Origin of the sequence: Pseudomonas sp. AFG_SD02_1510_Pfu_092 (assembly GCF_003331055.1) — a bacterium.
Taxonomy (GTDB): domain Bacteria; phylum Pseudomonadota; class Gammaproteobacteria; order Pseudomonadales; family Pseudomonadaceae; genus Aquipseudomonas.
On sequence record NZ_PUQD01000079.1, the window covers coordinates 1 to 18,595 of the forward strand.

Below are 18,595 nucleotides of genomic sequence, written 5' to 3' on the forward strand. Positions count from 1 at the left end.
ACGTTCACAGTACATGCACTGGTCATGCGGCAGCCCGGCTTCGGCCGCTGCAATGGCGATACGTTGGCTGATGGTCACAGGCGGCGCTCCGATTTCGACAGGGATTCGGTGAGGCGGCGCCAATGCGCCTCGGAGTATCGGGCCAGCAATGGCGCAAGTGCCTGCTGCCCGCTGCAAGCACCATCGATCAAGCTGCGCACTTCACTGAGGGTGTGCAGGCGGGGATGGATGCACAACTGATGCAGGGCGAGCACCACGATGTCTTCCGCATTGCTCAACCCCAGGCCCCGCGCGTCATCGATATGATTCGATGCGCGCACGGCGGCAAACGCTGGAATCTGACACTGGCTGGCATCGGTCGTGCTCGCCCGCAAAACTCGCCAACCGGCCAGCACCCGTTCGACCAGTACCCCGTCAGCCTGAATACGCAGGGCAGGCCCCGGCAACGCATGGCGTGGCCCGCCCTGCCCTCTCAGGTTCACCAGCCGTCCGCCGCTGCTCAGGAACAGCCAGTTGTCGATCGGCCACCATGGGCCTTGTTCGGCCTGCTTGAAGGTCGCTGCAAGCAGCTCCAGGCGCACCGGCTCGTAGACCGGATAGAAACTGAAGGCCCGTTGTGCATCGGGTACTCGGCACAAAGCCGCGATATGGGCAGCGATGGTGGCTGGCGGCGCCTCACTGAACAGCCAGCCACACAAGTAGCGCCGTCGCTGATACAGCCCGTTCTGCGCAGCCCTGGCAGTAAGCTCCAGTAAAGAACGACTGGGCGTCGCGCCAGGTCGCGCCAGACACACCAACACGGGGTGCAGATGGGGTGCTTCGGCGAGGTCCGCCCGCTGCACACGGGTCAAAGCCCCCTCACCCAAAGCGTCGCGAAGCCGGGCGAGCAAGGCATGCTCGCCATGGCCTGCGCTCGCCAGCGGATCGATCAGTACCTGGCAGTGCAAGTGTGGCGCATGCCGTTTTTCAACGAGGCTGACCAATACTTCGCTGCCCATCAGAGTTGGCCCTCGCACTTCTTGCTGGCGTTCGGTGTCAGCAACAGTGACTGGGCATTGCCTTCTCCTTTGGCGACCGCTGTGGTTTGCCCCAGCAGATCGAGTGACAGCCCATTGATGGTGATGCCCCGCTCATCCAGGACGATGCTGCCACCCGGGGTCCGCAGCTCGATGCGCTCACTGGCCAACAACTGGTAGGCCGTGGTGTGTTGTGCCATGCCCTGCCCGACGTTGACCTTCCAAGCCCCTTTGACGATCAGCTCGCTGTCGTTGCCCACCAACACGTGTTGGTTGCCGCCGGTGGCTTCGCTACGGTTGTTGCCGACTTTCTCGGTCAGGTCGTGCCCGATCTCTACCTCACGGTTCTGCCCGACGAACTGGCTGTTGTTGCGCCCCGTCTGCTGAACGAAGTCGTTGCCGATACTCAGCTGCTCGTCGTTACCCACCTGCTCGACGCGGTTGCGCCCGACCCGCGTCGTTTCGTCGTTGCCCACCACGTTGTTCTGGTCCCGTTGGGCGTGGATGAACACTTCCTCCTTGCCTAGCTCGTCCTCGAAGCGCAGCTCGTTGAAGCCATCACCCTTGTGGGTCTGGCTCTTGATGGTCATGCGCGTCTTGTGTTCGGGCAGGTCGTAAGGCGGTAGCTGATCGCCACAGTAGGTCCGCCCGGTGATCATCGGCTGGTCGGGATCGGCGTTGACGTAGTGGATGATCACCTCCTGGCCGACCCTGGGGATCGCCATCGAACCCCAGCTACCGCCAGCCCAGCCTTGCGAGACCCGCACCCAGCAGGAACTGAACTCGTCGTGCTTGCTTTCCCTGTCCCAGGGAAAGCTGACCTTGACCCGGCCCCACTGGTCGCAATAAATCTCCTCCCCGGGCGGGCCGACGACCGTGGCCATGTGCGGCCCGTCGATGCGCGGCTTGGCCAACGGCGCCGGGCGCCATTCAGCCCTACCGGGCACCAGCAGCGCCTGCTGGGTGTAGCGGGTGCTTTGCCCGACGCCAGCGGCTTCTTCCTGCAGGCTGGTGAACTGGACGCCTTCGTGGTGCACGCTGACCGGGCGCCAATGCACGTTGAGGTCGGCACGCGGGTGTTCGATGAGGGTGAAGCTCAGCCCGGGTTGCAGCCGTGCATCGTCGCCCTCCACCTCGGCAATGCGCGCATCGTGACGCAAGGCGGTAAGCCGGGTAGCGGTGAACGGCACGCCGACCGCGTCCCGCTTGTAGCGCCCGGGATAGTCGAAGCGCTCATAGTTCAGCGACTGGTGCGTGATGCTGCTGTCATCCGCACGGTGTTCCTGGCGGTACTGCGGCAGGGTGAAGGTGTAATCGCGCTGTACCTGCCGGGCGCTGCGCACCTGTTCGCTGTAGCGCAGATAGCGCAGGCACGGCCTGACCTGATCGCCGCCGCTGTTGGCGCGGTACAGAATCTGGTCGGGGCCGACCTCTTGGTCGTCGTGGAACACGTCACCGTCGTCACCCGTGTCGATCGCGCCCCGGCTGATTTGCCCCAGCGCCAGCAGGCGGTCAGTGAGAACCAGCAGGTGTTGTTTCGGCGAATGCTCGAAGCGGTAGATGAACCCTTCTTCCGCGGCCAGGCGGGCAATGAAATCAAGGTCGGTTTCGCCAGCCTGCACACAGAACTCGCGGACATGGTGCTCACTGCTGCTGTTGATCTTGAAACGGGTGATGCCCTGGCGCTGCAGCATCAATTCGAGTATCTGTGGCACGGTCTTGTGCTGAAAGATGCGCCAGTTCGAACGCAGGCTGGCACGGGCCAGAACGGGCTCGACCAGGGCGCGGTAGCGGGTCCGGTGGAAGCCCGTCTCGCCTTGGCTGAAGCTGCTGACCAGGCCGTGCACGTATCGCAGTGGCCGCTCGCCGCGCAAAAGGGTGAACAGCACCGGCTTGTCGAGCAGTTGGCCGAAATCGACCTCGTCTTCGAAACTGATCAGCTCCAGTTTCAGCTGGAACGGTGTGCTGATCGCTTCGTCGAGTTCGAACGACACCACTTCGAAGGCAAGCCGGCCAGCCAGCGGTTGAAAGGTAAAACGCAGATCGGATTGGCTAGGCATGGGGGCTCCAGTCAGTACGTTGACATGATGCTGTCGAGCGACTCGAGGACTTCGGCAGTGATCAGGCTCAGCCGGTAGCTGTAGAAGCAGTAGGCGCAGACCATGGCGATGGCCGAGATCAGCAACGGGCTCCACCAGGGCCATATCCGCCGTGGCCTGTGCCAAGGGCGATCGGCGACATTGGTAAAGGGGTCGCAGACCTGCTCCGGCGTGGGCCCGCGCAGTTCCCGGATGACCTGGTGCATCCGCCCGATCAGGGCCTTGATGGTGGCTTCACCCTTGGGGTCGAGGGCGTACTTGCCCCGCAGGCCCAGGCAGATGCACAAGTACAGGAACTCCAGCACATCCTGGAACTCCTTGGGCGACAGCAGCATGCGCTCGATAAGCACGAAGATCTTCTCGCCGCCGTGGGTCTCGTCATGGAAGATGCTCAGCAAGGGTTCCTGGCTCCAGCAGCTGTTTTTGCCCCAGGGGCGGCTCATCACGGCCTCGTCCAAGTACAGGCACAGGGCGTAGGAATAGGCTTCCAGGTGCGTGGCGCCGTACCCGTGCTGCTGCATTTCTTCGCGGATGGCGTTGATCCGCGTTTGCAGGGACTGGTGAACGAAGGCGATGTTGGGCAGCTCATCCAGGGTACGCAGACGGATGACCAGGCCGAACAGCTGGGCTGCCGCGTCGATCATCAGGTTGGCGTAACCGCCGCGCAGGCGGAATTCGGGGTCGGCCGGGTAGCCTGCCTCGTCTGCACGCCCAGCCTGATCGGGGGGATAAGGCGAGTCGCCTCCTCCCGGGTCTTCCAGCATGGCCTGCAGGCTGTTTTCCATGACGTCATGGTCAGTGCCGGCTCCGGTTTTCTCGAAGGCAGCAGCGGATGGGGGGCGCATGGAGAGGTCCTTGTCTTCCAGCAAATCGAGGGCATGAACCCTATCGGGGAACGAATTCTGCGGGGAGTCGGGACCTTCCTAAGCCGCTGTAGGATTTTTCGACTGGCATTTCTTCTGCAAACAATGACTCACATACCGGGCCTCGCAGGCATGCGGCGCCTGTGCTGCGATGTGCCGTCGAAGCAGCCAGAACCGTTCTCCAGCCGAACGTTCCGCCGCGGTTGCCGTCATAACCTCAGCCGGTGCCGACACGCAGAGAGGATGCGCAATGACCCAGCCCGACCCGTCATACGTCAAATGGCTCGAAGACCGCGCCATGCTCAAGGCCTCCCAGCAACGCACCGCGCTGTACTCGGGCCAGTCGCGCCTGTGGCAGCAGCCCTACGCCGAGGCCCAGCCGCGCCGCGCCACCGAAATCGCCTCGGTGTGGCTGACCGTCTACCCCGACGCCATCATCGCCCCCGAAGGCAGTTCGGTACTCGGCGCCCTGGCGCACGAGGCGCTGTGGAAGCGCCTGTCGGAGGTCGGCATCCAGGGCCTGCACACCGGGCCGGTCAAGCGCTCCGGCGGCATCCGCGGCCGTGAGCTGACGCCCAGCGTGGACGGCAACTTCGACCGCATCAGTTTCGACATCGACCCGCTGTATGGCAGCGAACAGGAACTGGTCCAGATGAGCCGCATGGCCGCCGCGCACAACGCGGTGATCATCGACGACCTGATCCCCTCGCACACCGGCAAGGGCGCCGACTTCCGCCTGGCCGAACTGGCCTACGGGCCTTACCCCGGCCTGTACCACATGGTCGAGATTCGCGAGGAAGACTGGCCGCTGCTGCCGGAAGTACCCGACGGGCGTGATGCGGTCAACCTGCTGCCCGCCCAGTGCGACGAACTCAAGGCGCGGCATTACATCGTCGGCCAACTGCAGCGGGTGATCTTCTTCGAGCCGGGCGTGAAGGAAACCGACTGGAGCGCGACACCGCCCATCACGGGTGTCGACGGCAAGACCCGGCGCTGGGTGTACCTGCACTATTTCAAGGAAGGCCAGCCGTCACTGAACTGGCTGGACCCCACGTTCGCCGCCCAGCAGATGATCATCGGCGATGCCCTGCATGCGCTGGACTGCCTCGGCGCTCGCGGCCTGCGCCTGGATGCCAACGGCTTTCTCGGCGTAGAGACCCGCGCCAGTGGCACCGCCTGGTCGGAAAGCCACCCGCTGTCGATCGTCGGTAACCAGCTGATCGGTGGCATGATCCGCAAGGCCGGTGGCTTCAGCTTCCAGGAACTGAACCTGACCCTCGACGATATCGCGCAGATGTCCAAGGGCGGTGCCGACCTGTCCTACGACTTCATTACCCGGCCGGCCTACCAGCACGCGCTGCTGACCGGCGACACCGAGTTCCTGCGCCTGATGCTCAAGGAGATGCACGCCTTTGGCATCGACCCGGCCTCGTTGATCCATGCCTTGCAGAACCATGACGAGCTGACCGTGGAACTGGTGCATTTCTGGACCCTGCATGCCCATGACATGTACCTGTACAAGGGCCAGACCCTGCCCGGCGGCATCCTGCGCGAACACATCCGCGAAGAGATCTACGAACGCCTGTCGGGCGAACATGCGCCGTACAACCTGCGTTTCGTCACCAACGGCATCGCCTGCACCACCGCCAGCCTGATCGCTGCGGCCCTCGGCATACGCGATCTGCAACAGATCGGTGCCGCCGAGGTCGAGCTGATTCAGAAAGTGCACCTGCTGCTGGTGATGTACAACGCCATGCAACCGGGGGTCGTCGCGCTGTCCGGCTGGGACCTGGTGGGCGCCCTGCCCTTGCCCGCGGAAGCGGTGGCCGAGCGGATGCTCGATGGCGATACCCGCTGGATTCACCGGGGCGGTTATGACCTGGCCGGGCTGGACCCACAGGCTCAACTGTCGCTGCGCGGAATGCCGCGGGCCCGGGCGCTGTATGGCAGCCTCGACAGCCAGCTGGAAAACGGCGATTCGTTTGCCTGCAAGGTGAAAAAGCTGTTGGCAGTGCGCCAGGCTTACGGCATCGCCACCAGCCGCCAGGTGCTGGTGCCAGACGTCAGCAGCCCGGGGTTGCTGGTGATGGTGCACGAGCTGCCGGCCGGGCGCGGTATCCAGATCAGTGCGCTGAACTTTGGTCAGGATGTGATCGCCGAAGAGCTGCACCTGACCGGCTTCACCCCGGGGCCGGTGGTGGACATGATCAACGAAACGGTCGAAGGCGATTTGACCGAGGATGGCCGGCTGATGGTGAACCTGGACCCGTACGAAGCGCTGTGCCTGCGGATCGTCAACAGCAGCGGCCATGTCTGAATGGCAGCCACGCGATGCCTGTGGGAGCGGGTTCACCCGCGAACACCGGCGCAGCCGGTGCCATCCCCCCCCAAGCCGGCATAGCGGGGGGGCCCCCCCCCCCCCGGGGCCACCCCCCGGCGGGGGGGGGGGCCGGGGGGGGTCAAGTGCCCGGACATATGGCCAGCTTGCTTTTACCGCTCCACGGGCATAGCGTTCGGTAGTTTTCTTCCGTGCCCAGGAGCAACCCCATGTACACCGGCATCGTCCAGGCCGTCCGCCCGCTGCTCGATGTGGCCATCTACCCAGGCCACAACCAGTTCACCATCGACCTCACCCCGGAACTGCTCGACGAGCTGAAGATCGGCGCCAGCGTCAGTGTCGAAGGCACCTGCCTGTCGGTGACCGAAATCGCCGGCACCCAGGTCCGGTTCGACGCCATGACCGCCACCCTCGAGCGCACCAACCTGCGCTTCTTCAAGGCCGGCCAGCGCGTCAACATTGAACGCTCGGCGAAGATGAACGCCGAAGTCGGTGGCCACCTGATGGCCGGCCACATTGCCACCACCGCCGAAATCGTCGCGCTGTCGATCAGCGAAACCGGTGCCTTCATCCGGTTCCGCATGCCGCCGGAATGGGGCAAGTACGTGTTTGCGCGCGGCTTCATCGGGGTCAACGGCTGCAGCCTGACCGTCGCCGATGTCGAGGACAACGTCGTTACCATCAACCTGATCCCGGAAACCCTGCGCCAGACCACCTTTGCCAGCTACAAGGCCGGCGAATTGCTCAACATCGAAGTGGACCACCAGACCATGGTGCTGGTCGATGTGGTAGAACGCACCATCAAAAGCACGCTCGCCCGCGAAATGGCCCGCTGAGGCTCGCGCATGCTGCCCAATACCCTCCCGGCGCGTTCGGCCAAGCGGCTGCGCCTGCAAGTTCTGCGGGGTCGGGTCGGCCTTGGCCTGGTCGCCGGCCTGTCGGTGCTGGCTGGCATGACCGATGCCATCGGCCTGCTGGCGCTGGGCGACTTCGTGTCGTTCATGAGTGGTAACACCACGCGCCTGGCCGTGGCCATCAGCGAGGCCGACCTGGCCCTGGTACTGCGCCTGAGCGGCGCGGTACTGGGCTTCGTGATCGGCAATGCGCTGGGTGTGCTGCTCGCGCGCGGCTTCCGCCGCCGGGCCTGGCCGTTGCTGTTGGTGGTCGCCGCACTGTTGGTGTTCGCCAGCCTGTGGCCGCTGGCGGTCACCTTCCCGGCGTTGCTCGCCACCACGCTGGCCATGGGCATGATCAACGCGGTGGTCGAACAGGTCAATGGCCTGCCCATCGGCCTGACCTACGTGACCGGCGCCCTGTCGCGCTTCGGCCGCGGCCTGGGCCGTTGGCTGCTGGGTGAGCGGCGCAACGGCTGGCGCGTGCAGCTGGTGCCCTGGGCCGGCATGCTGCTGGGCGCCGCGCTGGGTGCCTGGTTGCAGCAGCACCTGGGCTTGCGGGCACTGGCCGGCAGCTGCGCGCTGGCCTGCGTGCTGGCCATGGTGTCGCGCTTCATTCCACGTTCGTGGCAGCGCGGCTACATGCCACGCTGATCACTCGATGCGCGGGTGCTGCTGCACCAGCACCTCGCGCTTGGCCTCCAGCTCGGCAATCTGCGCATCGATGTCCTCGATCTTCTGCTCGATATTGTCGTGGTGCTCCTGCAGCAGCTCGCGCGCTTCCTCGATATCCGAGGCTGCCGGTGCCGCGCCGCGCAGCGGCTTGTTGGCGGTTTCCTTCATGGTCAGGCCAGTGACCAGGCCCACGGCGGCGATCACCATCAGGTAATACGCCGGCATGTACAGGTTGCCGGTGCTCTCCACCAGCCAGGCGGCAATGGTCGGGGTCAGCCCGGCAATCAGCACGGAAATATTGAAGGCGCTGGCCAGCGCACTGTAGCGGATGTGCGTGGGGAACATGGCCGGCAGCGTCGAGGCCATCACGCCGATGAAGAAGTTCAGCAGCACGGCGATGATCAGCAGGCCGGCGAAGATCACCCCCAGCACGCCGCTGTTAATCAGCTTGAAGGCAGGAATGGCCAGGACCAACAGGCCGACGCTGCCGACGATGATGAACGGCCTGCGCCCGAACTTGTCGCTGAGCAGCCCGATCATCGGCTGCACGAACAACATGCCGACCATGATCGCGATGATGATCAGCACGCCACGGTCTTCGCTGTAGTGCAGGTTGTGCGACAGGTAGCTGGGCATGTAGGTGAGCAGCATGTAGTAGGTGACGTTGGTGGCGATCACCACACCGATGCAGGTCACCAGGCTACGCCAGTGCTGGGTGGCGACTTCCTTGAACGAGACCTTGGGCCCGGAGGCCAGCCCTTCGCGGTCGCCCTGCTCCAGCTTTTCGACATGTTGCTGGAAGGCTGGCGTCTCCTCCAGCGCGTGGCGCAGATAAAGGCCGATGATGCCCAGCGGCAAGGCGAGGAAGAACGGCAGGCGCCAGCCCCACTCAAGAAACTTTTCTTCGCCAAGCACGGTGGAGATCAGCACTACCACCCCGGCGCCAAGCACGAAACCGGCGATCGAGCCGAAGTCCAGCCAGCTGCCGAGGAACCCGCGTTTGCGGTCGGGGGCATATTCGGCGACGAAGATCGAAGCGCCGGTGTATTCGCCCCCCACCGAGAAGCCTTGGGCCATCTTGGCCAGCAGCAACAGGATCGGCGCCCAGATGCCGATACTGGCGTAGGACGGTATCAGGCCGATGGCAAAGGTGCTGAGCGACATGATGATGATGGTCGCGGCAAGAATTTTCTGCCGCCCGAAGCGGTCGCCGAGGGCGCCGAAGAACAGCCCGCCCAGGGGCCGGATCAGGAATGGCACGGAAAACGTGGCGAGCGCCGCGATCATCTGCACGCTGGGGTCGGCATTGGGGAAAAACACCTTGCCCAAGGCATAGGCGACGAAGCCGTAGACCCCGAAGTCGAACCATTCCATCGCATTGCCCAGTGCTGCGGCGGTGATCGCCTTGCGCATCTTGGCGTCGTCGACGATGGTGATGTCCTGCAGGCCGATTGGCTGGACCTTGTTCTTGCGAGATTTCATACCCTTGTCCCTGTCGATGAATGCTCTAAGGGATCAGATACGACAGGGCGCTAAATAATTCAGCGCTCAGGGAATTTTTGTTCAGCGCAAGGCTGCCCCAGAGCGCCTGCTGCGCGGTTCGGCGCGCGCGGCAGGCGCCGCGAACGCGGCGCCCCTGCGGGTCAGATGCCTTCGCGGGCGAGGTCCATGGCGAAGTAAGTGAGGATCAGGTCGGCACCGGCACGCTTGATCGCGCCAATGCTTTCGCGCACGACCCGGCCTTCGTCGATGGCACCGGCCAGGCCGCCGAACTTGATCATGGCGTATTCGCCGCTCACCTGGTACGCCGCCAACGGCAGGCGCGATGCCGCGCGAATATCGGCAATCACATCGAGGTAGGCGCCAGCCGGCTTGACCATCAGCACATCGGCCCCTTCCTGCTCGTCGAGCAGCGACTCGCGCACCGCTTCGCGGCGGTTCATCGGGTTCATCTGGTAGCTCTTGCGGTCGCCCTTCAGCGCCGTACCACCGGCTTCGCGGAACGGGCCATACAGCGACGAGGCGAACTTGGTGGAATAGGCCATGATCGCGGTGTCGTGGAAGCCGGCAGCGTCCAGCGCGCCACGGATGGCCTGGACCTGGCCGTCCATCGCCGCCGACGGGGCGATGAAGTCGGCGCCAGCGGCGGCGGCGATCACTGCCTGCCTGCCCAGGTTGGCCAGGGTGGCATCGTTGTCCACGCCATGGTCATGCAGCACACCGCAATGGCCGTGGCTGGTGTATTCGCAGAAGCAGGTGTCGGACATCACCACCATTTCCGGCACGCTGTCCTTGCAGATGCGCGACATGCGGGCGACCAGGCCGTTTTCGTTCCAGGTGTCGCTGCCGACGGCGTCCAGGTTGTGCGAAACACCAAAGGTCATGACCGACTTGATGCCGGCACGGGCATAGCGCTCGATCTCCTGGGCCAGCAGCTTCTCGGGGATGCGGTTGACGCCGGGCATGCTGGTGATCGGCACGAAGTCATCGATACCCTCTTCGACGAAGATCGGCAGGATCAGGTCTTCAAGGCGGAACTCGGTTTCCTGGAAGATCGTGCGCAGGGACTCGTTCTGGCGCAGGCGGCGTGGACGAACGGACGGGAATTGGTTGGACATGACAGCTCCAGGGAATTTGAACGGCGTATACCTTATGCCTGTCGCGCGTCAGTGAAAAGGCCAGATGACGAGATATTGTCTTGCGTCAAAGGCAACGGCGGTTTTCCTCTGCCGGCCTCTTCGCGGGCTCGCCCGCTCCCACAGGGATCGCTTCATACCTGTGGGAGCGGCCGACACCTCACTGCAGCCAGGGCGGCGTCGGCTCCTCGGCCGTGGCCGGGCCGTGCTCAGCTTCGGCCCGCGCCGTGCGCCGGCGTGCCTCGTCCAGCCGGGCCGCATCGATTTCGCGCATCACCCCGGCCACATCGGCGTCATGTTCGTCGTCTGCGAACTGCCCGGTCAGCGGGCTGTCCGGGCGCAGCTCGCCGGCTTCGTACAACGCCCACATTTCCTGCGCATAGCGGGTGCCTTTCAACTCCGGCGCAAAGCGCCCGAAATAGTGGGCCATGTTGTCCACGTCGCGCTGCAGCATGCTGAACGCATGGTTGTTGGCCGCGGCATCCACCGCCTGCGGCAGGTCGATGATCACCGGCCCGTCCGGGCCGAGCAGCACATTGAACTCGGACAGGTCGCCGTGCACCAGCCCGGCGCACAGCATCAGCACGATCTGGCGAATGACGAAGGCATGGAACAGCCGCGCCTCCTCCGCCTCGAGGTGCACATCGTTCAAGCGCGGGGCGGCATCACCGTCGGCATCGGTCACCAGCTCCATCAGCAGCACGCCGTCCTGGAAGTCGTAGGGCTTGGGCACCCTCACGCCGGCAGCGGCCAGGCGGAACAGCGCCGCCACTTCGGCGTTCTGCCAGGCATCTTCGGCTTCCTTGCGCCCGTACTTGCTGCCCTTGGCCATGGCCCTGGCCTGGCGGCTGTTGCGCACCTTGCGGCCCTCCTGGTACTCGGCGGCCTGGCGGAAACTGCGCTTGTTGGCTTCTTTATAGACCTTGGCGCAGCGCACCTGGCCGCCGCAGCGCACCACATACACGGCAGCTTCCTTGCCACTCATCAACGGCCGCAGTACTTCGTCGACCAGGCCGTCTTCGATCAGGGGTTCGATTCTTTTCGGTGTCTTCATCAGGCTGCGTTCAGGGTCCTGGCTGTAATGGCGGACATCCTCTCACAGCCGGGTGCGACTAGATGAATTTTTCTTAAATCGCCGGTTGGCTATTCTTTGGCACAATCAAGTCTCCATTAAATGCCCGGGAACCAGCATGCCTCGCGTACTCACCATCGAAGACGACGCCGTCACCGGCCAGGAAATCGTCGCCGAACTTACCAGCCACGGCCTGGAGGTGGATTGGGCCGACAACGGCCGTGAAGGCCTGGCCAAGGCGATCGCCGGTGGCTACGACCTGATCACCCTGGACCGCATGCTGCCCGAGGTCGATGGGCTGACCATCGTCACCACCCTGCGCAGCCTCAAGATCGCCACGCCGATCCTGATGATCAGCGCCCTTTCCGACGTCGACGAGCGGGTACGCGGCCTGCGCGCCGGCGGTGACGACTACCTGACCAAACCGTTTGCCTCCGACGAGATGGCGGCCCGGGTCGAGGTGCTGCTGCGGCGCAACAGCGTGCCGATGACCCAGACCCGCCTGCAGGTCGCCGACCTGCAACTGGACCTGATCAGCCACGAAGCCCGTCGCGGCGAGCAGACCCTCAACCTGCTGCCGACCGAGTACAAGCTGCTGGAGTACCTGATGCGCCACAGCGGCCAGGTGATCACGCGGATGATGATTTTCGAGGAGGTCTGGGGCTACCACTTCGACCCAGGCACCAACCTGATCGACGTGCATATCGGCCGCCTGCGCAAGAAGATCGACGCCCCCGGCCAGTCGCCACTGATCCGTACGGTGCGGGGCTCGGGCTATGCCATTGCTGAACCCGTCTAAGGGCTGGAGCTCCTCGACCAGCCGCCTGCTGGCGCTGTACAGCTTTCTGTTCGTGGCCTGGAGCAGCATCCTCATGGGGGTGCTGTACTTCGAGGTGTCCAGCTATCTGAACAAACTCACCCGCCATTCCATGCTGCAACGCCAGCACCTGTTCGCCCACATGAGCGGCAAGCAGCTGGACGACGCCCTGGTCGCCAGCCAGGCCTTCGAAGACCGCAGCTTCGACGCCTATGGCCTGTTCGACAGCCAGCTCAACCCGATCGGCGGGCGCATTCGCAGCATCCCGCCAGAGCTGCGACTGGACGGCAAGGTCCACGAACTGAAGCGCTGCCTGGACGCCGACGACCCGCACATGCCACGCGACAGCTGCGATGCGGTGGCCATCAAGGTGCAGGACGGGCGCTGGCTGATACTGGTACGCGACAACGGCTCGTTGTTCGTGGTCACCCGGATCATCCTGCATGCCCTGCTGTGGGGGATCTCGCTGACCCTGATCCCGGGCTTTGCCGGCTGGTACCTGCTGAGGCGCCGGCCACTCAAGCGCATCCGCGCAATCCAGGCCCAGGCCGAACTGATCGTCGCCGGCGACCTTACCCATCGCCTGCCCCTCTCGGCCCGGCGCGACGAACTGGACATGCTGGCGGCCATCGTCAACGCCATGCTCGACCGCATCGAGCGGCTGATGCACGAGGTCAAGGGCGTGTGCGACAACATCGCCCATGACCTGCGCACCCCGTTGACGCGCCTGCGCGCCCAGCTGTACCGCATTCGCCAGCAGAGCGACGTCGATTCCACCCAGGCCGAAGCGCTGGACCAGGCCATCGGCGAAACCGACACGCTGATGGCGCGTTTTCGCGGCTTGTTGCGCATCAGCGAGCTGGAGGACCGCCAGCGACGCGCCGGCTTTGTCCAGCTCGACCCGCACGAGTTGCTGGTGGAGCTGCACGACTTCTACCTGCCGTTGGCCGAAGATGGCGGCATCCGCCTGGAACTGCAGCAGCCCGCCGAGCTGGCGGCATTGCACGGTGACCGCGAACTGCTGTTCGAGGCCTTGGCCAACCTGGTGGGTAACGGGATCAAGTTCACCCCGGAGGGTGGGCAGGTGCGGATTGCCGCGACCCAGGATGAGCAGGGCCTGCACCTGGCCATAGAAGACAGCGGGCCGGGTATTCCCGAAGAAGAGCGAGCCGCGGTGCTGAAACGCTTCTATCGCAGCGAGGAAGGCCACCGCCATGCGGGGTTCGGGCTGGGGTTGTCGATCGTGGCAGCGATCGTCGACCTGCATGGGTTCGGGCTGGAGGTGGGGGAAAGCGAGTTGGGCGGGGCCAGGCTGGTGCTGCATTGCCCGCTTGCGGGGCCGGCCAAGTAACCATCGGGGCTGCTTTGCAGCCCAATCGCCGGCAAGCCGGCTCCCACAGGGTTACCACTGCTTTCGAGCCTGGCGATATACCTGTGGGAGCTGGCTTGCCGGCGATTGGGCCGCAACGCGGCCCCTTCTTACTGGCTTAGTCAGCCAGACGCCAGGTCGTACTGCCCTTGCTGTCTTCCAGCACCACACCCATGGCAGTCAACTGCTCGCGAATGCGGTCGGACTCGGCCCAGTTCTTGTCCGCACGCGCCTGCAGGCGCGCCTGGATCAAGCCTTCGACCTCGGCGGCATCCACCTTGCCTTCGGCACCGGCGCGCAGGAAGTCGTCGGCCTCCAGCTGCAGCACACCCAGCACATCGCCCAGCTCGCGCAAGCGGCCCGCCAGGCCGGCAGCTGCCTCAAGGTCGCTGTCACGCAGGCGGTTGATCTCGCGCACCAGGTCAAACAGCACAGCGCAGGCTTCGGGGGTGCCGAAGTCGTCGTTCATGGCCACGCTGAAACGCTCGACGAACGCTTCGCCGCCCTTGGCTGCCACCCGTGGCAGGCCGCGCAGGGCGTGGTAGAAGCGCTCCAGCGCGCCCTTGGCATCGCGCAGGCTGTCTTCGGAGTAGTTGATCGCGCTGCGGTAGTGGCTGGCCACCAGCAGGTAGCGCACCACCTCCGGGTGGTACTTCTCGAGCACGTCGCGAATGGTGAAGAAGTTGTTCAACGACTTGGACATCTTCTCGCCGTTGATGCGGATCATGCCGCAGTGCATCCAGGCGTTGGCGTACTGCTTGCCGGTGGCCGCCTCGCTCTGGGCAATTTCGTTCTCGTGGTGCGGGAATTCCAGGTCGCTGCCACCGCCGTGGATGTCGAAGCTCTCGCCCAGGCAGCAGGTGGACATCACCGAGCACTCGATGTGCCAGCCCGGACGCCCCGGGCCCCAGGGCGATTCCCAGCTTGGCTCGCCCGGCTTGACGCCTTTCCACAGCACGAAGTCGAGCGGGTCCTGCTTGGCTTCATCGACCTCGATACGGGCGCCGATGCGCAGGTCTTCGATCTTCTTGCGCGACAGCTTGCCGTAGCCGACGAACTTGCCGACGCGGTAGTACACGTCGCCATTGCCCGGGGCGTAGGCGTAACCCTTGTCGATCAGGGTCTGGATCATCGCGTGCATGCCGGCGATGTGGTCGGTGGCACGCGGCTCCTGGTCCGGCGGCAGGATGTTCAGGCGGCGCTCGTCTTCGTGCATCGCGTCGATCATGCGGGCGGTCAGGGCGTCGAAACTTTCACCGTTCTCGTTGGCCCGGTTGATGATCTTGTCATCGATGTCGGTGATGTTGCGCACGTAGGTCAGTTCGTAGCCGCTCTTGCGCAGCCAGCGGGTGACCAGGTCGAAGGCCACCATGCTGCGGCCATGGCCGAGGTGGCAGTAGTCGTACACGGTCATGCCGCAGACGTACATGCGCACCTTGTTGCCATCCAGCGGCTTGAAGACTTCCTTCGCTTTGCTCAGGGTGTTGTAGATGGTAAGCACGACGGTTCCTCAGCTGCCCCAGGAGTCACGCAGGGTGACGGTGCGGTTGAACACCGGGCGGCCCGGCTGGCTGTCTTTGAGGTCGGCGCAGAAGTAGCCTTCGCGCTCGAACTGGAAGCGGTCCTCGGGCTGCGCCTGGGCCAGCGACGGCTCGGCACGGCAGCCGCTCAGCACTTGCAGCGAATCCGGGTTGATGTTGTCGAGGAAGCTGCCGCCCTCCTCGGTCTTTTCCGGGTTCGGCGAGCGGAACAGGCGATCGTACAGGCGCACTTCGCACTCGACGCTGCCAGCGGCCGGCACCCAGTGGATCACACCCTTGACCTTGCGGCCTTCGGGGTTCTTGCCCAGGGTGTCCGGGTCGTACGAGCAGCGCAGCTCGACGATGTTGCCGTCGGCATCCTTGACCGCCTCGTCGGCGCGGATCACATAGCTGCCGCGCAGGCGCACTTCGCCGGCCGGCTCCAGGCGCTTGTAGCCTTTCGGCGGCTCTTCCATGAAGTCATCGCGATCGATGTACAGCTCACGCGAGAACGGCAGCACGCGCACGCCCATGTCTTCCTTCGGGTGGCGCGGCAGTTCGAGCTGCTCGACCTGGCCTTCCGGGTAGTTGGTGATGACCACTTTCAACGGGCGCAGCACGCACATGGCGCGCGGTGCGGTGCGGTCCAGGTCGTCACGGATGCTGAATTCGAGCATCGACATGTCGACCACGCCGTCAGAACGGTTGGTGCCGATCATTTCGCAGAAGTTGCGGATCGACGCCGGGGTGTAGCCACGGCGGCGGAAGCCGGACAGGGTCGACATGCGTGGGTCGTCCCAGGCATCGACGTGCTTTTCGTCGACCAGCTGTTTGAGCTTGCGCTTGGAGGTGATGGTGTAGTTCAGGTTCAGGCGGCTGAACTCGTACTGGCGCGGGTGTGCCGGCACCGGCAGGTTGTCGAGGAACCAGTCGTACAGCGGACGATGCCCTTCGAACTCCAGGGTGCAGATCGAGTGGGTGATGCCCTCGATGGCGTCCGACTGGCCGTGGGTGAAGTCGTAGTTGGGGTAGATGCACCACGTGTCACCGGTCTGGTGGTGGTGCGCATGGCGAATGCGGTACAGGATCGGGTCGCGCAGGTTCATGTTCGGCGAGGCCATGTCGATCTTGGCCCGCAGCACGCGCTCACCGTCCTTGAACTCACCGGCCTTCATGCGGGCGAACAGGTCGAGGTTGTCTGCCACGCTGCGCTCGCGGAACGGGCTGTTCTTGCCTGGCTCCTTGAGGTTGCCACGGTATTCCTTGGCCTGCTCCGGGGTGAGGTCGCAGACATAGGCCTTGCCTTGCTTGATCAGCTCGACCGCCCAGTCGTGCAACTGGTCGAAGTAGTCGGAGGCGTAACGCACCTCGCCGGCCCAATCGAAGCCCAGCCACTTGACATCGCTCTGGATGGCGTCGATGTACTCCTGGTCTTCCTTGGCCGGGTTGGTATCGTCGAAACGCAGGTGGCAGACGCCGCCGAATTCCTTGGCCAGGCCGAAGTTGACGCAGATCGACTTGGCGTGGCCGATGTGCAGGTAACCATTGGGCTCCGGCGGGAAACGGGTGACGATGCGGCTGTGCTTGCCCGAGTCCAGGTCGGCCTGGATGATCGGCCGCAGGAAATTCGCAGGGACAGCGGGGGCGCCTTTGGCAGCGGCGTTGGGCGCGTTGTCGGCAGTGGGCTTGCTCATAGGATCCTTGAATGCACGTGTCCGGCCTGGGTAGGCCGATTGAATCAAAGGGCCTATCATAGCCGAAGCAGTCAAGCTGCTGACAGTCGGGCCCGGACAAACTGGCGTGATTTATCACGGCTTTTTGCCGCAGCCTGGCAAAATGGCCGCTGCGCGCCATGTGTCGTGAGCGCCTGATCCTGCGTCAGGTGATAACCCGCGCCCTGCGCACCCCAATTTCTGATTGCCTTGAAAGAGCGAGTTTCAGCATGTCCAAAGTCAAACTGAGCACCAACCACGGCGATATCGTCCTGCAACTGGACGCCGAGAAAGCGCCACTGACTACCGAAAACTTCGTTCAGTACGTCAAGGAAGGCCACTACGATGGCACCGTGTTCCACCGAGTGATCAAGGGCTTCATGATCCAGGGCGGTGGCTTCGAGGCGGGCATGAACCAGAAAAAAACCCGCGCCAGCATCCAGAACGAAGCTGACAACGGCCTGAAGAACAAGAAGTACAGCATCGCCATGGCCCGCACCATGGAGCCGCACTCCGCCTCGGCGCAGTTCTTCATCAACGCCTCCGACAACGACTTCCTCAACCACAGCGGCAAGAACGTGCAGGGCTGGGGCTACGCGGTGTTCGGCGAAGTGATCGAAGGCCGTGAAATCGTCGACGCCATCGAAAAAGTCGCCACCGGCTCCAAAGCCGGCCACCAGGACGTGCCGAAAGACGACGTGGTCATCGAGAAAGCCGAGATCATTGAGTGATCCTGCTGATCTCCGATCTGCACCTGCAAGAAGAACGCCCGGACATTACCCGGGCGTTTCTTGATCTGCTCGATGGCCGCGCCCGTCACGCCAAGGCGTTGTACATACTGGGCGACTTCTTCGAAGCCTGGATCGGCGACGATGCCATGACGCCGTTCCAGCAGTCGGTCTGCCAGGCCATGCGCCGGCTCAGCGACAGCGGTACGGCCGTCTACCTGATGCATGGCAACCGTGATTTCCTGATTGGCCAGGCCTTCTGCAAGGCCGCTGGCTGCACCTTGCTGGGCGACCCCAGCGTGATCGAACTGGGCGGTGAACAGGTGCTGCTGATGCACGGCGACACCCTGTGCACCCGCGACCTCGGCTACATGAAGATGCGCCGATTGCTGCGCAATCCGCTGAGCCTGTGGCTTTTGCGGCACCTGCCGCTGTCGGCCCGCTACCGGCTGGCGCGCAAGCTGCGCAGCGAGAGCCGCACGCAAACCCGGATGAAGTCCACCGAGATCGTCGATGTGACCCCGGAAGAAGTGCCGAAGGTGATGGCGGCGCATGGTGTGCGCACCTTGGTGCATGGCCATACCCACCGGCCGGCGATACACAAGCTGGTGGTCGACGGGCAACCGGCGCGGCGCATCGTGCTGGGCGACTGGGACCGCCGGGGCTGGGCCTTGCAGGTCGACGAGCAAGGGTTTCAGCTGGCGCCGTTCGAGTTTTCCTGAGCGACCGAGTCGACTTCTTCGCGGGGGGGCGCCCCCCCCCCCCGGGGGGGGGGGGGGGGCCCGGGGGGGGGGGGGGGGGCCCGCCGGGGGGGGCCCGGGGGGGGGGGGGGCCCCCCCCCCCCACAACCCCCGCCC

15 protein-coding genes are annotated in these 18,595 nt (G+C 64.5%); 7 read left to right on the forward strand and 8 right to left on the reverse strand.

Annotated elements, in window-relative coordinates; genetic code table 11:
- Positions 1 to 74: 74 nt before the first annotated feature.
- Genes C6A77_RS23145 through icmH form a run of 3 tightly spaced genes read right to left on the reverse strand, consistent with a single transcriptional unit; the run spans position 75 to position 3,900 of the window.
- Entirely contained in the window at positions 75 to 998 is a 924-nt protein-coding gene (locus tag C6A77_RS23145; RefSeq protein WP_114171675.1) for a hypothetical protein, read from the reverse strand.
- Entirely contained in the window at positions 998 to 3,076 is a 2,079-nt protein-coding gene (gene tssI, locus C6A77_RS23150; RefSeq protein WP_114171677.1) for a type VI secretion system tip protein TssI/VgrG, read from the reverse strand. Before tssI ends, C6A77_RS23145 begins: the two co-directional genes overlap by 1 nt.
- A gap of 11 nt (positions 3,077 to 3,087) precedes the next feature.
- Positions 3,088 to 3,900 carry a type IVB secretion system protein IcmH/DotU gene (icmH, locus tag C6A77_RS23155; protein WP_241507450.1) on the reverse strand — a complete coding sequence of 271 codons (813 nt, stop codon included), beginning with the start codon at positions 3,898 to 3,900 and terminating at the stop codon, positions 3,088 to 3,090.
- 328 nt (positions 3,901 to 4,228) lie between these two features.
- On the opposite strand from icmH, the gene treS reads away from it, so the two are divergent.
- From treS to C6A77_RS23170, 3 genes are all read left to right on the forward strand, one after another.
- The gene (gene treS, locus C6A77_RS23160) at positions 4,229 to 6,295 is read left to right on the forward strand and encodes a maltose alpha-D-glucosyltransferase (RefSeq protein WP_114171681.1); all 2,067 of its coding nucleotides are present in this window, start codon (positions 4,229 to 4,231) and stop codon (positions 6,293 to 6,295) included.
- A 230-nt stretch (positions 6,296 to 6,525) separates the two neighbouring features.
- Complete coding sequence (locus C6A77_RS23165; RefSeq protein WP_114171683.1) at positions 6,526 to 7,152, forward strand: riboflavin synthase subunit alpha; 627 nt, start codon at positions 6,526 to 6,528, stop codon at positions 7,150 to 7,152.
- Positions 7,153 to 7,161: 9 nt separating this feature from the next.
- A complete protein-coding gene (locus C6A77_RS23170; RefSeq protein WP_114171685.1) occupies positions 7,162 to 7,863 on the forward strand; it encodes a YoaK family protein in 702 nt (233 codons plus the stop codon).
- Here the strand turns inward: C6A77_RS23170 and proP are convergent, their stop codons facing one another.
- From proP to C6A77_RS23185, 3 genes are all read right to left on the reverse strand, one after another.
- Complete coding sequence (gene proP, locus C6A77_RS23175) at positions 7,864 to 9,366, reverse strand: glycine betaine/L-proline transporter ProP (RefSeq protein WP_114171687.1); 1,503 nt, start codon at positions 9,364 to 9,366, stop codon at positions 7,864 to 7,866.
- A 161-nt stretch (positions 9,367 to 9,527) separates the two neighbouring features.
- Positions 9,528 to 10,502: a porphobilinogen synthase gene (hemB, locus tag C6A77_RS23180; protein WP_114171689.1), complete on the reverse strand. Its 975-nt coding sequence runs from the start codon at positions 10,500 to 10,502 to the stop codon at positions 9,528 to 9,530.
- Between the two features lie 178 nt (positions 10,503 to 10,680).
- Complete coding sequence (locus C6A77_RS23185) at positions 10,681 to 11,574, reverse strand: PA4780 family RIO1-like protein kinase (protein ID WP_114171691.1); 894 nt, start codon at positions 11,572 to 11,574, stop codon at positions 10,681 to 10,683.
- A 136-nt stretch (positions 11,575 to 11,710) separates the two neighbouring features.
- Here C6A77_RS23185 and C6A77_RS23190 point away from each other — a divergent pair, with 136 nt between their 5' ends.
- Together C6A77_RS23190 and C6A77_RS23195 are read left to right on the forward strand one after the other, a co-directional pair.
- Positions 11,711 to 12,391, forward strand: coding sequence for a response regulator transcription factor (locus tag C6A77_RS23190; RefSeq protein WP_114171693.1), 681 nt, complete (start codon positions 11,711 to 11,713; stop codon positions 12,389 to 12,391).
- Complete coding sequence (locus tag C6A77_RS23195) at positions 12,369 to 13,760, forward strand: HAMP domain-containing sensor histidine kinase (protein WP_114171695.1); 1,392 nt, start codon at positions 12,369 to 12,371, stop codon at positions 13,758 to 13,760. Before C6A77_RS23190 ends, C6A77_RS23195 begins: the two co-directional genes overlap by 23 nt.
- A gap of 136 nt (positions 13,761 to 13,896) precedes the next feature.
- On the opposite strand, the gene cysS is transcribed toward C6A77_RS23195, so the two are convergent.
- Both cysS and C6A77_RS23205 read right to left on the reverse strand, forming a co-directional pair.
- On the reverse strand, positions 13,897 to 15,279 hold the full coding sequence (gene cysS / locus C6A77_RS23200) for a cysteine--tRNA ligase (protein WP_114171697.1): 1,383 nt from the start codon (positions 15,277 to 15,279) through the stop codon (positions 13,897 to 13,899).
- 9 nt (positions 15,280 to 15,288) lie between these two features.
- Positions 15,289 to 16,992, reverse strand: a complete 1,704-nt coding sequence (locus C6A77_RS23205; RefSeq protein ID WP_114171699.1) for a glutamine--tRNA ligase/YqeY domain fusion protein — start codon at positions 16,990 to 16,992, stop codon at positions 15,289 to 15,291.
- 248 nt (positions 16,993 to 17,240) lie between these two features.
- Here C6A77_RS23205 and C6A77_RS23210 point away from each other — a divergent pair, with 248 nt between their 5' ends.
- Positions 17,241 to 17,741, forward strand: a complete 501-nt coding sequence (locus C6A77_RS23210; RefSeq protein ID WP_114171701.1) for a peptidylprolyl isomerase — start codon at positions 17,241 to 17,243, stop codon at positions 17,739 to 17,741.
- The gene (lpxH, locus tag C6A77_RS23215) at positions 17,738 to 18,460 is read left to right on the forward strand and encodes a UDP-2,3-diacylglucosamine diphosphatase (RefSeq protein ID WP_114171703.1); all 723 of its coding nucleotides are present in this window, start codon (positions 17,738 to 17,740) and stop codon (positions 18,458 to 18,460) included. Before C6A77_RS23210 ends, lpxH begins: the two co-directional genes overlap by 4 nt.
- The last annotated feature ends 135 nt before the right edge of the window (positions 18,461 to 18,595 follow it).

Coding starts and splice junctions, on each gene's coding strand:
- C6A77_RS23145 (WP_114171675.1), bottom strand. CDS start 998: ATGGGCAGCGAAGTATTGGTCAGCCTCGTTGAAAAACGGCATGCGCCA.
- tssI (WP_114171677.1), bottom strand. CDS start 3,076: ATGCCTAGCCAATCCGATCTGCGTTTTACCTTTCAACCGCTGGCTGGC.
- icmH (WP_241507450.1), bottom strand. CDS start 3,900: ATGGAAAACAGCCTGCAGGCCATGCTGGAAGACCCGGGAGGAGGCGAC.
- treS (WP_114171681.1), top strand. CDS start 4,229: ATGACCCAGCCCGACCCGTCATACGTCAAATGGCTCGAAGACCGCGCC.
- C6A77_RS23165 (WP_114171683.1), top strand. CDS start 6,526: ATGTACACCGGCATCGTCCAGGCCGTCCGCCCGCTGCTCGATGTGGCC.
- C6A77_RS23170 (WP_114171685.1), top strand. CDS start 7,162: ATGCTGCCCAATACCCTCCCGGCGCGTTCGGCCAAGCGGCTGCGCCTG.
- proP (WP_114171687.1), bottom strand. CDS start 9,366: ATGAAATCTCGCAAGAACAAGGTCCAGCCAATCGGCCTGCAGGACATC.
- hemB (WP_114171689.1), bottom strand. CDS start 10,502: ATGTCCAACCAATTCCCGTCCGTTCGTCCACGCCGCCTGCGCCAGAAC.
- C6A77_RS23185 (WP_114171691.1), bottom strand. CDS start 11,574: ATGAAGACACCGAAAAGAATCGAACCCCTGATCGAAGACGGCCTGGTC.
- C6A77_RS23190 (WP_114171693.1), top strand. CDS start 11,711: ATGCCTCGCGTACTCACCATCGAAGACGACGCCGTCACCGGCCAGGAA.
- C6A77_RS23195 (WP_114171695.1), top strand. CDS start 12,369: ATGCCATTGCTGAACCCGTCTAAGGGCTGGAGCTCCTCGACCAGCCGC.
- C6A77_RS23205 (WP_114171699.1), bottom strand. CDS start 16,992: ATGAGCAAGCCCACTGCCGACAACGCGCCCAACGCCGCTGCCAAAGGC.
- C6A77_RS23210 (WP_114171701.1), top strand. CDS start 17,241: ATGTCCAAAGTCAAACTGAGCACCAACCACGGCGATATCGTCCTGCAA.